Origin of the sequence: Methylocaldum sp. GT1TLB, assembly GCF_051027445.1 — a bacterium.
In the GTDB taxonomy this organism is placed as follows: domain Bacteria; phylum Pseudomonadota; class Gammaproteobacteria; order Methylococcales; family Methylococcaceae; genus Methylocaldum.
The window spans coordinates 1,069,664-1,086,220 of sequence record NZ_CP194898.1 but is presented as its reverse complement, the minus strand read 5'-3'; the positions used below and the strand labels follow the sequence as shown (position 1 = coordinate 1,086,220).

Below are 16,557 nucleotides of genomic sequence, written 5' to 3'. Positions count from 1 at the left end.
CACGGGGATGTGATCCAGGCTGATGCTATCCCTGGCTTCTGGGTTCCGGCATTCCCTGCCGGAACGACGGTATGGAGCTTAATTTAGCGGTATTGGCAGGTACGGATAAGGATTTTCTATGCAGCTTTTTGTGCTGTTCTTGACCACCCTGTTTCTGGCCATGGTGCTGGTGGCCGCACTGATCCGATTTTCTGCGCCGCTCGGCCTGGTGGATGTTCCCGATGCGCGGAAGGTCCATGTTTCGGCGATTCCACGGGTGGGCGGGATCGGCATGGTCATTGCGACCATCGTGGCGCTGCTCCTGGAGTTCGATCTCGATTCCGGATTCCGGATCTGCCTGCTCGGCGTCGGCATTCTAAGCGTGTTCGGCTTACTCGACGATCGCTACGACCTGAACTACAAGATCAAGTTTTTCGGTCAGTTCGTGGCGGTGCTGGTGGTGGTCGTTTTCGGCGACATCGTGATCCGCCGCTTGTGTTTTTGGGACTGCGGAACGCTGCCCGATGCCGTCGCTTACCCGCTGACGGTATTCTTTTTGCTCGGCGTGACGAATGCGATGAATCTGGCCGACGGTTTGGACGGACTGGCGGCGGGACTCAGCATTCTGAGTCTGGCTTGCATTGCGTTTCTAGCCGATTTGGCCGACGGCTATCAAACAATAGCGACTGCTGTTGCCATCCTGGGCGCCATCTTGGGATTTCTGCGCTACAACACCCACCCGGCCATCGTGTTCATGGGCGATACGGGCAGCCAGTTTCTGGGCTTCTCGGCGGGCGTTCTTGCCGTGTTGCTTACGCAAAAGGTCAATACGGCGCTGAGCGGTTCTTTGCCGCTGCTGATCTTGGGATTGCCGATCATCGACACTTTGCTGGTCATGGGGCATCGGATACTTCGCGGCGTGTCGCCGTTCAAGCCGGACCGGAACCATTTTCACCATAAGCTCCTGTCTCTGGGTTTCGACCATTATGAGGCAGTGCTGACGACGTACGTGGTCCAGGCGTCCTGCATTCTTCTCGCGTATTTTCTCCGTTACGAGTCCGACCTATTGGTTCTGGCGATCTATCTGGCCCTGTTCGCCGTGGTCGGAGCATTCTTCCCGCTCGCACAGGCGTTCCGTTGGCGCCTACACGGAGTCGACCGTGGCCAGGCGTCGTTTCTCACCCGAAAATTGAATTTGATTCTGGAGAAAGCCTGGCTGGACAAAACGGCTTTTCAATCCGTCCGTCTCGCCGTGCCGTTGTTCCTGGTTGCAACCGCTCTTGCGACGAAGAAGGAAGAACTGGACGACATCGCGGTGTTTGCCGCGGGAATTCTGGTGACCTGGCTGGCTTGGGTAGGGGCTCGTCTTCCCGGGGCGGGCTTCATCGAGCGCGTGGCCGTTTACTCGAGCGTGATCCTGGTGGTTTATCTCGCCCAGACCGCCGGTTTCGAGTACTCGGAGGCGGAGCGCTGGTTCAATTACGCTATCGCCTTGCTGGCCGTCATCGTGGGCGTGGGCGTGCGGTTTTCGGGGCGCTACTTCACCCTGACGCCGTCGGACTTCCTGGTGATGTTCGTGCTGTTGGTCGCGGCGAACTTACCGGTTTTTAGTCAAGTCAACTACGCCAAGATCGCCGTCCAATCGGCGATCCTGCTGTACGGCGTCGAATACGTCCTGCGCCGCGGGAGCGGAACCGTCTGGGCGGTGCGGAGCGGTGGGATGCTGGCTCTGATCGCGCTGGCTCGCTGGATGGTTCTTTGAGCCGGGTTCTCCGTACACTCGAACGCGGCCCGAGATCAGCGGAGCGTTTCATCCCAAAAACGGGGGGGGCGCCGTGGTAGGTGCGAATTTATTCGCACAGTCAACGGCTTATTCCGTTCGGCATTCGAATGGACATTCATCGTAGGATGGGTAGAGCGAAGCGAAACCCATCGATGGTGGGTTAGCGCAGCGTAACCCACCGATTCGCGGTCGCTCGGTGGGTTACGGCCTCGCGGCCTAACCCACCCTACAAAAAATTGATTCCTTGTCGGGAATGGATTCCCGACCTACGACCCGGCGGTTCGACGTAGGTCGGCAATCCCTTGCCGACGAATCCCTTCAGCCCTGAATGCCTCCTTCCGTCAGCTTCGCGGGATCCAGAAGCTCGGACAATTCCTCGCGCGGAATCCCGGTCATTTCGGCGGCCACGTCGATGATCGGCCGTTGCTGCTTGTAGGCCGCTTTGGCGATTTCCGCCGCTTTGAGATAGCCGATGACGGGATTCAGCGCGGTAACCAGAATGGGATTGAGTGCCAACGCTTTCTTTAAATTGTCTTCACGAACGACGAAATCGGCGATGGCCTTATCCGCCAATTGACGCGAGACGTTCGCCAGCAGGTCGATGCTTTGCAGCAGATTGTATGCGACGACCGGCAGCATGACGTTGAGCTGGAACGATCCGGACTGGCCGGCGACAGTAATCGTGGCATCGTTGCCGATGACTTGTGCGGCGACCATGCAAACAGCCTCCGGAATCACCGGATTGACTTTGCCCGGCATGATGGAACTGCCGGGCTGTAGCGCCGGCAGTTCGATTTCACCTAGACCCGCCAGGGGGCCGGAATTCATCCAGCGGAGATCATTGGCGATTTTCATGAGGCTGACCGCCACGGTCTTCAGTTGGCCCGACAATTCCACGGCCGCGTCCTGGCAACTCAGGCTTTCGAAAAACGAGGCATTGGGCGCGAACGGCAGGCCCGTGGCGTCGGAAAGCGCCTCCGCCATTTTCGCCGCGAACTCCGGATGGGCGTTGATGCCCGTACCTACGGCCGTGCCGCCCTGGGCGAGTTTGTAGATACGCGGTAATGAGGCGCGCAGACGCTCAACGCCGTTTTGGATTTGCAACGCCCAGCCGGAGAGTTCCTGGCTCAGGGTGACGGGCATGGCGTCCATGAGATGGGTGCGTCCGGTCTTGACCACGTGCTCGATCGATTGCGCCTTGTAGACGATCGTGGTCTGCAAATGCTCCAGTGCGGGGATGAGCTGTGCGTTGACGGCGAGCGCAGCGCTGACGTGGATCGCCGTCGGAATGACGTCATTGCTGCTTTGCCCCATGTTGACGTGGTCGTTGGCGCTCACGCTTTGTCCGCAGGCACGGGAGGCAAGCGTGGCGATGACTTCGTTGACGTTCATGTTGGTGCTGGTGCCGGAACCGGTTTGGAATACGTCGACCGGAAACTGGTTGCCGTAACGTCCGTCGATTATGTCCTGCGTTGCCCGCTCGATGGCCTCGGCAAAGCCGCAGTCCAAAACGCCCAAGTCTCTATTTACGCGGGCGGCGCACTGCTTGATCAAGGCTACGGCCGCGATAAAGGCCGGCGGCATCTTGAGTCCGCTGATCGGGAAATTTTCCACCGCGCGCTGAGTTTGGGCGGCATAAAGGGCATCGGCCGGCACCTGCAATTGGCCCATGCTGTCTTTTTCGATGCGGAAAGCGTTTTGGTTCATGACATTGAAAATCGGTTAAGTGTTAACGGATTAGTTAGGCCGCATGATGTTTGATAAGCCGGACTAGGACAGGCTATGGAGAAACTCGCCTAACCGTTCTTCGTCGAAGGGCCAGCCGAGTTCGGCACCCGATGCGGAATCGCGCACGACCGGAATCCGTACGCCATAGCGGTGTTCCAACTCGAGTTTCTCGGCGATATCTACTATCTCGACGGGAATCTCGGCGCCTTTCGCTTGAATCGCTTTAGACAGCAGAAATTCCGCGTCTTCGCACAAATGACAACCGTGTGTGCCGTAAAGTATTAGTCGAATCAATCTTGCTCGTCCTCGCTGGATACGGCCGGAAGTTTGCGCATCGTCGTCCGGTTCCGGAGCGCGGCAATCTGGCCTCGGTGATAGGGGCAGTGACGGATGTCACGGGGACATCGCTCGCGAGCGGCTAAGCTTATCAGATTAGAGGGGAAACATGCCGAACGAAGATTGTTCGACCGCTCCACAAGTGGGGGGCCTTACGGATAGAGGTACTCAAGCAGCGGCGATGTCGTTTTTCTGGCGAGGACAAAAGAGAAAACGCCCGTTTCATGTCGCATCGGATAATGTCGGGCGTGGTTTCATCACGACGTCCGAAGTGTGGGCACTTATGGCAGGTATTCGTCGACAGCGCGCCTGTTCCATCGTTTCCAGCTTGGAAACGATGCGGGGTAATCGATCCCGGTCGCCAAACGGTCGCCGGAACCGCTATGCTTAGCCCTCCGTTTAGCGAGCAGCGGGCGCGTGCGTTGTTCGCACGGAAAATCGCCAGACGGTTGGGCATTCTCCGCGTTCTGAATTACCGAAATGACCGCCGGCCGAATCTGTTGATTGTCAACGAGGTAATTTGTCACAGACGGCGAAATGAATTTACTTGCAGACTGGCAATTCGCCCGGTTTGCCTTATCGAGGAAGCGCTCTGCGCGGCAAGCTCCATCGAAATCCTGAAGGGAGAGACGCTACGATGATAACGTCTTTGATCCGCACCACCCGGCGTGCCAATTTGCTGATGAGGGTTGGATTTTGATTTGTAAAGGTTCGAAAGTCGTCAGAAAACGGTCAGTTTTTGGTCAAATATGGTTTGTTCCGCCAACTGCAATGCTAACCACGAATGCCGGAGCCTGTAGGTATGGAGATCGGTAAGAGTTTGCTATTCGGCCCTTTTCGGCTAGACGCCGGAAACGCCGTCTTGTGGCGAGGGTCGGAGGTGGTGGGCTTGCCGCCGAAAGCCTTTGCGCTTTTGCACTACTTGCTTATGAATCCCGGCCGGCTGTTAACCAAGGACGCTTTGCTCGATGCGGTCTGGCATCGCCGCTTTGTCAGCGAGTCGGTTCTTAAAGGATGCGTCAACGAATTGCGCAAAGCTCTGGCGGATGATCCGAAGTCACCCACTTACATCGAAACGGTGGCGAAACACGGCTATCGCTTCATTGCCGAGGTAATGCAGGCAGACAGCCGGGAAGTTCGTGCGCCGGCACTGTCGCCAATAGCGGCCAATCGCGCAGCCCATGATGTGAATTCGATGTATTGGGTAGGGCGGCGGAGCGAGTTGGAATGGCTGGAAGCACGCTTCGAACGGGTAAGGCGTGGTGAGCGTCAGATAGTCTTCTTCACCGGCGAGGCCGGGATAGGCAAGACCACCCTAATCGATATGTTTCTGGCTCGCGCCAACGGCACGAATCTGGGGCTGCTACGCGCCCGATGCGTCGAACAGTGCGGTGCGGGAGAGGCGTTTATGCCTTTGATCGAGGCTTTGGAGAACGAATGCCGCGGAGCTGGCGCGCAGCAATTGGTCGACCGGCTGCACCGACATGCACCGACCTGGCTGATGCAAATGAACTCGGTCTTGACGCCCGCGGATAAGGACAAGCTCAGCCAGCAGGTCCTGGGCGCAACGAATGCCCGAATGCTCAGAGAGGCGGCGGAGTTTTTCGAGAGCATCAGCTCCGAATTTCCCTTGGTCCTGGTGATCGACGATTTGCATTGGGGCGATTATGCGACGGTCGATCTTATCTCTCTATTAGGGCGTCGAAGTTCACCGGCTCAGTTATTCGTCATCGCGACATACCGACCGGTCGACGTAAGCTTGACGCAACACCCGATCAAGCGGATCAGGCACGAATTGCAGGCGCGTGGTTTATGCGCCGAGCTGGCCTTGTGCGGCCTGGGCGAGGATGAAATCAAGGAATATTTGGTATCGCGCTATCCCGAAGAGGCGGGGCATGAGACTTTATCGTCGTCCATTTACCGATGGACCGAGGGCCATCCCTTTTTCATGGTAAATCTGGTCGAACATCTGGTCGATTTGGGGCGCCTCACATCGAGTTCCTACGATACGGGCTCGAAGCTGGCGATACCCGACAATCTCTTGGAAATGATAGACGCGCAAATCGATCGCCTGAGCGCTTCCGAGCGGCGCTTGCTCGAAATGGCGAGCGTATTCGGCGTCGAATGGTCTGCGGCACTGCTGGCAGCCGTATCCGGCGAAGATTTGGCGACGATCGAACTGTGTTGCGATGAACTCCGCCGGCGCGGCCAGATGTTGAAGTCATGCGGTGCCGACGAGTGGGCGGACGGGATAATGGCCGGACGCTATGGTTTTCGGCATTCCCTCTATCGCGAAATCCTTTATCGCCGCCTTGCGCCCGGGCGCCGGATGCAGTTGCACCGGTCCACCGGAGAATGCTTGGAAAATGGATACGGCGAGAAATCCAAAACGATCGCGGCGGAATTGGCCAATCATTTCGAGCAAGGCAAACAGCTGTCTAAGGCAATCATGTATCTGCGTCTGGCGTCGGAGAACGCCGTGAGCCGCTATGCCAACCGAGAAGCGATAGACTACATCAGCCACGCGCTACGCCTGTCCGAGTCGCTTCCGGAGGCGGAACGCGAGGCCTTAATCATGGAATTGCTGTTCAGACGCGGTGTCGTAAAGCGTTCTATGGACGACACCGATGGCGCCATGGAAGACTTTTCGGCTATTCGCAAGCTTGCGGTCAGCGCGGGTCTTCCGCTTTGGGAGCTCAAAGCCTTGATTGAACAAGGCAGGGTTTGTTATTGGATGGATCGGCCCCGCTGCCTCGCGTTAGTGACCGAGGCGGTAGAACGCGCTCTGGATTTAAAGGACGAGATGATCGAAATCCTGGTTCGAGGCTCCTGGGCTGGATGGCATAACACTTTGCAGGGATGGAGCGAGCACTACATCCGGGATTGTCGAAAGGCCATGGATATGGCCCGCGCAACGCGGAATCGCGAATTGCTTAACGCCAGCCTCACCTTGCATTCCAGTTTCGAATACGCCAGGGCCGACTATCGGTCGGCGATCGCTCTCGCACGCGAGGCAATGGAGATCGCTCAGAACCGGGGCGACGCATTGCAATACATGGTTTGCGAGGCCCTTTGCATAAGGTCGATGCTGCACATCGGAGAGTGGGGGGAAGCCCGGCGCCATATCGCCAAAGCATTAGAGATGGCCGAAAGGAACGGCAATGTCTTTGCAATCATCCATTTCACTCTGCTCATGAGCTGGTTACACGAGCAGGCCTTGGATTACGAAGGTGCACGGAGTCTGTGCCAGGCCGCGATGGAAAAAATGCACGACCAGCGGGATTCCTCGAATGCCTTTTTCGGACTGATCCGGTCGGGCGCGGCCCATTTGGGTTTGAGGCAACACGCCGAAGCCTTCGAGAGTTTCGCCAAAGCCGATCAGCTGCTGGATGCCTGTCAGGGACTGATGGATTGGTACCTGCGGCCGCTCTTTCATTTGGGCCTGGGTGAATACTGGCTGACGCAAGGCCAGTGGGAAAAAGCCGAAGAGCAGGCCAACAAGGTTTGCGAGCTCTCGGCCTTGCCTCCCGATCCGGCTTATCTGGCGCTGGGACATCGGCTGTTGGCCGAAGTGGCCATGGGCCGAAAGGCATTGGATACGGCTGGGGCGGAAGTCGAACAGGCGTTGTCCCATCTCGGTACGATCGAGGCCGCACTCGCGGCATGGCGGGTGTACGCAACCGCTGCGGAGCTGGATAGCCGAAGGGGACGCCTCCCTGAAGCGGAAACCTACCGCCATCGCAGCGCAGCGATACTTCGAGGCTTGGCCGAATCCATGGACGAGGCGGATTGCCTGCGTCAGTCGCTGCTGCGACATCCGCTGTTAACCGGCATTTGCGAGTAATTCCAAATCAAAACTTCGCGTGAATTCCGCCGAATACCGTGGTTCCGGGAGTGTAGCGGGCGTAGATGCCGCCGGTTCGGTTGTTGGTAATATTGTCACCGCGCACATAAAGATCGAGTTGCGGCAACACGCGATAGGTGGCTATGAGATCGACACGGACGGTGTCGTCCGTGGCCAAAGTCGCCGCGCTATCGTTCCATTGCGAGCCTTGGTATGTTGCATTCGCGCGGAGGCTCAGCGGCAAGGCATCCAGGTTCCACTGCGTCCAGATGCGGCCGGATTTTTCCGGATGCACCGGCAAAGGCCGGTCGTTGTCCAGATTGCGGCTGTACTGATAAGTGAAGTCCAGACCGCTGCGGAGCTGTTCGGACCAGAGAACTTCCAACGAAGCCTCTGCTCCGGCGATGCGGGCCCGCGGCGTGTTGCCGAGGCGAACAAAGCGTCCCAAGCTGATTTCTGAAGTGATCAGGTCGTTATAGCGACCGTAGTAGCCGGTTACGGAGATGTATAGATTGCGGATCGGCACCCAATCGAATCCGGCATCTGCCGTCAAGCCTTTCTCCGGTTTGAGAATGGGACTGCCCAAGAGCGGCATATACAGTTCGCCGTAGCTGGGGGCGCGGAATGCGGTGCCCGCGTTGGCCCGGAGGCTCAAGGATGACGAAACGTCCCAGCGAGACCCGAAATGCAGTAGCGTGTGTTTGCCGTAGTCGTCGTGGCTTTCCACCCGGACGCCCGCTTCTTGGTACCATTTCCCCAAATCGGCCTGCAGCTCGGCAAATCCGATCACGGTCTTTCGCTCGTCGTGGAATTGCGACGATTGCAAGGGATGTTCACTTTCCCCATGCTCGTGACGCACCTGCCCACCCCACACCAGTCGCCAGGATCGCTGGCGCGTCTGATCGTTTAAAAGTGCGTGACTGTTGCGCCAATCGGCGAACATCAAATGGCTGCTGAAACTGAACGGTAGACGGCCGGCTCGAGCGGCGACGTCGTTCTCGGTGTAGGCCAGCTGCAACCGACTGGTCCAGTCATCGGTCAGATGCGCTGAGGCGGTATTTTGGGTCAGCCACAGTTTTTCGTGAAAATCCGTGGTCGCACTGTCGACGAAGGTGGGAAGACCGGCCGGAGTCACCCCCGGTAGATCGGCGTCCTGCCATGAGTCTTTGTAGAGGACGCTGCCGTCCACGGCCAAATCCGGCGTGAACCGCGCGCCGTATCGCGCTATCCCTAAGGTGCTGCCGAAGCGGTCCCGCTCCGGATTGCCCCGGTCGGGTATGGCGTCGTACGCGCCGTCGAATTGGTTCACCCGACTTCCGGTGACGGAAATGTCGGCATGCTCGGCCAGCAAGCCGCCGCTCAGTGTCGTGCGGAAGGTTCCGAAACTTCCCCCTTCCGCGTGAACCAAACCATAATCTTCCGTGGTCCGTTTGGAACTCAGCTGAATGCTGCCGCCCAAAGCTTGGCTGGTGTAGTAGGCATGGTTGGAACCGAGAACCACGGTAGCTCCGCCCAAGGCTTCGGCGGGAATGGTATCGAGCCAGCTCAGTGCCGGCAGTGCCGTCAGTAACGGTACGCCATCGAATGTCACCATGCCTTGGGTGTAAGTCACGCCGCGTACCCTCAGTCCCACGGCGCGGCCCTCGCTGCCCCGGAGCACGAAAACGCCCGGCGTTCCGCGCAGGAAATCGTTGATATTGCTGTACTGCGAACTTTCGACGTCATTCCGTGACCGAAAAGTGGCATTGTTCGTAAGCGCTCGTGAGAGATTGTCGGCGGTTTGGGGCAGACCGTCCGTGGGAATCACGGTCACCGGAGGCAGTTCCGTCATATCCGCTCGCAATGAAGCCGGTGCACACTGCGCAATCAGTAAGACCGCGGCCGGACCGGCCAGACCCCGTTTGCCCACCTTGACCATGAATCGTGTTTAGCGATTATCGAAGGCTAATCCGGTTCGTAAGCCAGGATCGGCGCCAGCCACCGTTCGGCTTCCCTAAGCGTCACGCCTTTCCGTTTCGCGTAATCCTCGACCTGGTCGCGGCCGATCTTGCCGACGTTGAAATATTTCGCCGCCGGATGTGCCAGATACCATCCGCTGACGGAGGAAGCGGGGTACATCGCGAAAGACTCCGTCAAGCGGATGCCGCTGTTCTGTTCGGCTGCCAGCAGTTCGAACAGCGCGGCCTTTTCGGTGTGGTCCGGACAGGCGGGATAGCCGGGGGCAGGGCGGATGCCCCGATACGCCTCGGCGATCAGTTGCTGGTTGCTGAGCTGCTCGTCCGGCGCGTAGCCCCAGAACTCGCGGCGAACCCGCCGGTGCATCAGTTCGGCGAGGGCTTCCGCCAGACGATCGGCCAGGGCCTTGAGCATGATGCTGCTGTAGTCGTCGTGGTTGGCGGCGAAGCGGTCGAGATGTTTTTCGATGCCGTGGCCGGCGGTAACGGCGAAGCCCCCGATATAGTCGGGCACGCCGCTCTCTTTCGGCGCCACGAAATCGGACAGGCAGTAATTGGGCTGGCCGGGCGGTTTCACCGCCTGCTGGCGCAGATGGCGAAGGACGGTCAGCGTTTCCTTCCGGGTATCGTCGGCATACAGCAGGATATCGTCGGCAGATGCGTTAGCCGGGAAGAATCCGACCACCGCGCGGGCGGTCAGCCACTCTTCCGCGACCAAGGTTTCGAGCATGGCCTTAGCGTCCTTGAACAAGGTGCGCGCATGCTCTCCGACCACTTCGTCGTCGAGAATTTTCGGGTAGCTGCCCGCCAGCTCCCAGGTATGGAAAAAAGGCGACCAGTCGATGTAATCGACAATTTCCCGCAACGGGTAATGGTCGAATACCCGTAGACCCAAGAAAGTCGGATGCGGCGGCACGTAATGCTGCCAATCGCCATGGAAGGCGTTGGCGCGCGCCGCGGCGATCTCGTGCAGCGGGTTTTGTGCCTTGCGTCCCGCGTGGCGTTGGCGCACCTCTTCGTATTCGCGCCGCGTTTGCGAGATGAAATCGTCCCGCAAATCTTCGCTTAAAAGACTCCCGGCGATTCCGACACTTCGCGAGGCATCGGTCACGTAAACCGCCGGGCCGCTGTAGTTCGGCTCGATCTTGACGGCGGTATGGGCGCGCGAGGTGGTTGCGCCTCCGATCAGGAGCGGCAGAGTGAAGCTCAGTCTTTCCATTTCCTTGGCGACATGGACCATTTCGTCCAGGGAAGGCGTGATCAGACCGGAGAGTCCGATGATATGGACGTCGTGCTCGCGCGCCGCTTCGAGGATCTTCTCGCAGGGCACCATGACGCCCAGATCGATCACTTCGAAGCCGTTGCATTGCAGCACGACGCCGACGATGTTCTTGCCGATGTCGTGCACGTCGCCTTTGACCGTGGCCAGCAGGATTCTGCCGTTCGATTGAATCGTACCGCCGGCTTTTTCCACTTCCATGAAGGGCATCAGATAGGCCACCGATTTCTTCATGACCCGGGCGGATTTGACCACCTGCGGCAGGAACATCTTGCCGGCGCCGAACAGGTCGCCGACCACGTTCATGCCCTGCATGAGCGGACCTTCGATGACGTGCAAGGGGCGCGCGTATTGCTGGCGGGCCTCCTCGGTGTCTTGCTCGATAAATTCGTCGATACCCTTGACCAGCGCATGTTCCAGGCGCTTCTCGACCGGCCAGTGGCGCCACGCGAGGTCTTCCTTCTTTTCGACGGTTCCGCCTTCGTCCCGGTATTTCTCGGCGATGGACAGAAGCTGTTCGGTGGCGTCCGGATGGCGCGCGAGGATCACATCCTCGATGGCATCCCGAAGTTCCGCCGGAATGTCTTCGTAAATCGCGAGCTGTCCGGCGTTGACGATACCCATGTCCATGCCGGCACGGATCGCATGGTAAAGAAAGACGGCGTGGATGGCTTCGCGCACCGGATTGTTGCCGCGAAAAGAGAAAGACACGTTGGAAACGCCGCCCGAGACCAGGGCATGGGGCAGGGTTTCCTTGATCTGGTGCACGGCTTCGATGTAATCGAAGCCGTAGCGGTTGTGCTCCTCGATGCCGGTGGCGACGGCAAAGATATTCGGGTCGAAGATGATGTCTTCGGCCGGGAGTCCGCCCCGTTCGGTGAGAATCTTGTAAGCGCGGGCGCAGATTTCCACCTTGCGCTCGCGGGTGTCCGCCTGGCCCTGCTCGTCGAAGGCCATGACGATGACCGCGGCGCCGTAGCGGCGGACCAGCTTGGCGTGGCGGATGAACGCGTCTTCGCCTTCCTTGAGCGAAATCGAGTTGACGATGCCCTTGCCCTGAAGACATTTCAGTCCGGCTTCCAGGATGTCCCATTTGGACGAGTCCAGCATCACCGGCACGCGCGCGATGTCGGGTTCAGAGGCGATCAGGTTCAGGAAACGGACCATGGCGGCCTGCGAGTCGAGCATGCCTTCGTCCATGTTGACGTCGATGATCTGCGCGCCGTTCTCTACCTGCTGGCGGGCGACGTCGATGGCCTGCTCGTACTTCTCCTCGCGGATCAGGCGGCGAAAGGCCGCCGAGCCGGTGACGTTGGTGCGCTCGCCCACGTTGACGAACAAGGATTCGGGGCCGATGTTCAGGGGCTCGAGCCCGGCCAGGCGGCACTTCGGTTCGATAGCCGGCAGATGTCGCGGCGGGAAATGCTCCACGGCGTCGCGAATGGCTTTGATATGGGGCGGGCGAGTGCCGCAGCAGCCGCCTACGATGTTCAGAAATCCCTGCTCCGCCCATTCCGCGATTTCCTTGGCCATGGCTTCCGGCGATTCGTCGTATTCGCCGAATTCGTTGGGAAGTCCGGCGTTGGGGTGGGCCGAGACATGGGTGTCGGCGATGTGCGAAAGCTCTTCGATGTACTGCCGGAGCTGCTTGGCGCCCAGCGCGCAGTTGAAGCCGATGGAAATGGGTTGCGCGTGGCGCAGCGAATTCCAGAAAGCCTCCACGGTTTGCCCGGACAGGGTGCGGCCAGAGGCGTCGGTGATCGTGCCCGAGATCATGACCGGCAAGCGGAGTCCGCGGTCGTCGCAGTACTGTTCCACGGCGAAGACGGCGGCCTTGGCGTTCAGAGTGTCGAAGATCGTTTCGATGAGAATGATGTCCGCGCCGCCGTCGACCAGGCCTTGGGTGGCTTCGTAATAAGCGCTGACGAGATCGTCGAAACTGACGTTGCGAAAGCCGGGGTCGTTGACGTTGGGCGAAATCGAGGCGGTGCGGTTGGTCGGGCCCAATACGCCGGCGACGAACCGCGGCCGGTCGGGAGTCTTCTCGGACATGGCGTCGACCGCTTGCCGCACCAGCCGGGTCGCTTCCACGTTGAGTTCATAAGCCAGTTCCTCCATGCCGTAATCGGCGAGGCTGACCCGATTGGCGTTGAAGGTGTTGGTTTCAATGATGTCCGCACCCGCTTCCAGATAAGCGTCGTGAATCGCCCGGATGATCTGCGGCTGAGTGAGGCAGAGCAGGTCGTTGTTGCCCTTGAGATCTTTCGGCCAGTTCGCGAAACGCTCTCCGCGATAATCCTTTTCCTCGAGCCGGTAGCTTTGGATCATGGTGCCCATCGCGCCGTCCAGGAAGAGAATCCTTTCGGAAAGAAGTTGTCTCAATAGTGCGGTGCGGGCGTTCAAATCGGTCATCGTGGGATATTCCGGGGTAAGGGAGAATTCGAACCGGCGTTTTGACGGCAAAGAGTTCTATTTTAGAGACAGACGGTCCGGCAATAAACCGGTTCATGCGCGGCAAGCCGGTGTATTCCTTGCCATAAGGAAATGAATGATGTCAAAATTCGGCTCGCTTTCAAGAATAGCAAGCTGTTCCGCCCCACGGATGCCTCTTTTTTTGCGGGGAAGAGCAACCGCTACAATAAACGTTCCGGGGAGATTTCTATGAATTTTCGAGCTTTCGGCGCAGCCGGCCTGATTTGGCTTGTTGGAGCCATGGGGACGACCGCTTTGGGAGAAGTCCCGCTAAAAGACAACAGCGAAATTGTGGGTACGTGGCGCCTCGAGTCGGTGGCTCCGGCACTTAATAAACCCAAGATCGAGGAAAATAGGACCTGGGAATTCAAATCTGACGGTACCATCGTCACTTCGGGTTACAACCGGCATTTCAAAGCGGAAGATCGGCACGAGTGGAAGTACAAGGTCGTGGACGGCAAGATCGTGGCGGATGATCCGGGGCGGCCGGGAAAAACGATCGATTACATGGTCTACGAAAAAACGCCCGACCGAATGATCCTGAAAGGCGGTATCGAAGGATTTTATTTCTTTAAAAAACAATAATTAGAGGAAACCGGATATGAATAAGTTTTTTCAGTTCAATAAAGATGACCGAACGATGTGGCTGGGCATGTTGGGAATTAGCGCGATCTTCATCGTGCTGATGTCGTTGTTTACGACCACGTCCCCTTTCTATTACGCGAAACGGATTCTGATCACGATCTTTATCATGTTTTTGCCGGGCTACGCGATTACCAAGCTGTTCTTCGATCATATGGAGTTCACGGAATACAGGGCGCTCGATAAATTCTTGGTTTCGTTCTTCTTTTCCATAGCCACGGTGCAAACCTTGTACTTCATCGCGACCTACGTGCGGACTTACGCCTTAAACGTGGATGAAGATGTCATCAGCAGTAACGCGATCTCGATATCGATTGCTCTCTTGGTTACCGCAGTTGCCTTTGGCGTCAAATTTTATTTGAACAAAAAGAAAACGATCGCATCTTAAAAATAGGCTTTGTTCGGCAGATTTGATGACAACTATGAGTTCCGGTGATTCTAATTCAAAAAGACCTACGGTATTTCAGGTGATTGCCAGTGTCGTCGCGGCGGCTTTCGGCGTTCAAAGCTCGGCTAACCGGGAGCGCGATTTCGCCTTTGGCTCAGCCAAGGCTTATATCATCGGCGGCATCATTTTTACGGTGCTGTTCGTGGTGGCCGTCATTGCCGTGGTGAATCTGGTGATCAAATCCGCCGGGACGTAGGAACGCTTGAACGGTGACGCCGTCAAAAACCCCGCAGGTTTGCCGCGGGGTTTTTCTTTGCACAGAATTTCGGCGTGTCGCTTGTCGAGGAGATCGGTTGACGAATTCTGGAGGCGACGATTAATCTTCCCTGAAGCGGTGCCCATGCCGCTTCGTTTCGCGACATAACGCTTACGTTTAGTAAGCGATTCAGGGATACCTAAGGACTAAACGGAGGCTAGGATGGCCGATATTCCCACCAAACATGTCTCGTACTGGATCGATTCCACGCCGGAAACGGGCTATCCGGAACTTCCGGGCGATCTTTCCGTCGATGTAGCCGTTGTCGGTGCCGGTATCGTGGGCCTTACCACGGCGCTTCTGCTGAAACGGGCTGGGCGCAGCGTGGCGGTGATCGACTCGCGGAAGATCGTCGGGCAGGTCACGGGGCGAACCACCGCCAAATTGACCTCGCTCCACGGTCTTATCTATTCCTATCTGATCAAAACTTTCGGCGAAGACGGCGCTCGCGCCTATGCCGAGTCGAATCAAGCCGCGATCGAGATAGTCGACACCATACGGACGCAACTCGGCAGCGACTGCGATTTCGAGCGTCAGTCGGCATTTACCGTTACCGAGTCGGAGGAGCAGGTGCCGGCATTGGAAGCCGAGATGGAAGCTGCCGCGAAGCTTGGATTGCCGGTCGATTTCGTCACCGAAACGACCTTGCCTTTTCCGATTGCCGGCGCGGTACGCTTCGATCACCAGGCGCGTTTCCACCCTCGGAAATACCTGCTGTCGGTCGCACAGGCGGTGAGCGGCGACGGCTGTGCGGTTTTCGAGAATACTCGAGTGCTGGACGTCGAAGAGGGTACCCCGTGCCGGGTGCTGACCGATAAAGGGAAAGTCGAGGCGCGAGACGTGGTCATCGCCACCAATATTCCCATTCTGGATAAAGGCGGATTCTTCGCCAAAGTGTTTCCGAGACAACATGTCGTCGTCGGGATTCGAGTTGCCCCGGAGCAAGTCCCCGACGGCATGTTTCTGTCGGTGGGAGAGCCCAAATATTCGGTTCGCGTCCATCCGACGGATAAAGGGCCGTTGCTGATCGTTTCGGGACAGGGCTATCGGACGGGGCACGCCGACACGGCGCAGAAGTCGAGAGAGCTCAGGTGGTTCGTCCAAAACCGCTTTCAGGTCACCTCTATCGAATACGAGTGGATCAATCAGGATTACGACGCTGCCGACCGAGTGCCTTATATCGGTCATCTCACGCCCGGCTCGAAGCACCTTTATACGGCAACCGGATTCAATGCCTGGGGTTTAACCAACGGCACGGTGGCCGCTACGATCATTTCCGACGAGATTATCGGCAACCATAACCGCTGGGCGGAGCTCTACCGGGCCACACGCGTGAATCTCAAGGCATCGGGCGGAAAGTTGCTGAAGGAGAACGTCCATGTCGGGGAAATGTGGCTAAGGGACAAATTGGCGTCCGGTCATAGAAAAACGGTGGAGACGGTTGCGCCCGGGGAAGGAGAGATCATCGATCTCCACGGCAAAAAAACCGCCGTGTATCGAAACGAGGAAGGCCGAATTCACGCCGTATCCGCCGTTTGCACGCATCTCGGCTGTATCGTTCACTGGAACAAAGCGGATAAGTCATGGGATTGTCCTTGCCACGGCTCGCGCTTCGATGCCGAAGGAAAGGTGATATCGGGGCCGACGCGAAAGGAACTCGAGCCTGTATCGTTGTAACCGGCCACAGGAGACGGTAAAGAAAATTCAGCCGTGAAACATCGTCGCAAACTTCCCTGGATTCGCCGCTAAGCTTGGGCGGTTGTCCCAGAATTCTTGATCGGTAATCATCCTGATTATTTTTCGTGTCGCATTTGAGTAATTATTTGTTCAAGTCG

10 protein-coding genes are annotated in these 16,557 nt (G+C 57.9%); 6 read left to right on the top strand and 4 right to left on the bottom strand.

All coding sequences use genetic code 11. From position 1 onward, the window contains the following. Positions 1-118 precede the first annotated feature (118 nt). Entirely contained in the window at positions 119-1,741 is a 1,623-nt protein-coding gene (locus tag ACR2R1_RS04635; protein WP_434112867.1) for an MraY family glycosyltransferase, read from the top strand. A 339-nt stretch (positions 1,742-2,080) separates the two neighbouring features. On the opposite strand, the gene ACR2R1_RS04630 is transcribed toward ACR2R1_RS04635, so the two are convergent. Together ACR2R1_RS04630 and ACR2R1_RS04625 are read right to left on the bottom strand one after the other, a co-directional pair. Continuing rightward, complete coding sequence (locus tag ACR2R1_RS04630) at positions 2,081-3,469, bottom strand: class II fumarate hydratase (RefSeq protein ID WP_077731864.1); 1,389 nt, start codon at positions 3,467-3,469, stop codon at positions 2,081-2,083. A 63-nt stretch (positions 3,470-3,532) separates the two neighbouring features. Then, positions 3,533-3,784, bottom strand: a complete 252-nt coding sequence (locus ACR2R1_RS04625) for a glutaredoxin family protein (protein ID WP_077731863.1) — start codon at positions 3,782-3,784, stop codon at positions 3,533-3,535. An 844-nt stretch (positions 3,785-4,628) separates the two neighbouring features. Between ACR2R1_RS04625 and ACR2R1_RS04620 the strand changes: the two genes are divergently transcribed. Then, positions 4,629-7,670, top strand: a complete 3,042-nt coding sequence (locus tag ACR2R1_RS04620; protein WP_434112865.1) for an AAA family ATPase — start codon at positions 4,629-4,631, stop codon at positions 7,668-7,670. Between the two features lie 7 nt (positions 7,671-7,677). Here the strand turns inward: ACR2R1_RS04620 and ACR2R1_RS04615 are convergent, their stop codons facing one another. After that, a complete protein-coding gene (locus tag ACR2R1_RS04615; protein ID WP_168175485.1) occupies positions 7,678-9,501 on the bottom strand; it encodes a TonB-dependent receptor in 1,824 nt (607 codons plus the stop codon). 113 nt (positions 9,502-9,614) lie between these two features. Then, positions 9,615-13,316 carry a methionine synthase gene (gene metH, locus ACR2R1_RS04610; protein WP_434112862.1) on the bottom strand — a complete coding sequence of 1,234 codons (3,702 nt, stop codon included), beginning with the start codon at positions 13,314-13,316 and terminating at the stop codon, positions 9,615-9,617. Positions 13,317-13,565: 249 nt separating this feature from the next. Here metH and ACR2R1_RS04605 point away from each other — a divergent pair, with 249 nt between their 5' ends. From ACR2R1_RS04605 to ACR2R1_RS04590, 4 genes are all read left to right on the top strand, one after another. Then, entirely contained in the window at positions 13,566-13,961 is a 396-nt protein-coding gene (locus tag ACR2R1_RS04605) for a hypothetical protein (RefSeq protein ID WP_077731893.1), read from the top strand. Positions 13,962-13,977: 16 nt separating this feature from the next. Further along, the gene (locus ACR2R1_RS04600) at positions 13,978-14,406 is read left to right on the top strand and encodes a hypothetical protein (RefSeq protein WP_077731858.1); all 429 of its coding nucleotides are present in this window, start codon (positions 13,978-13,980) and stop codon (positions 14,404-14,406) included. A gap of 79 nt (positions 14,407-14,485) precedes the next feature. After that, positions 14,486-14,662 carry a DUF2970 domain-containing protein gene (locus ACR2R1_RS04595; protein ID WP_240502611.1) on the top strand — a complete coding sequence of 59 codons (177 nt, stop codon included), beginning with the start codon at positions 14,486-14,488 and terminating at the stop codon, positions 14,660-14,662. A 222-nt stretch (positions 14,663-14,884) separates the two neighbouring features. After that, positions 14,885-16,399, top strand: a complete 1,515-nt coding sequence (locus ACR2R1_RS04590) for an FAD-dependent oxidoreductase (RefSeq protein WP_434112860.1) — start codon at positions 14,885-14,887, stop codon at positions 16,397-16,399. The last annotated feature ends 158 nt before the right edge of the window (positions 16,400-16,557 follow it).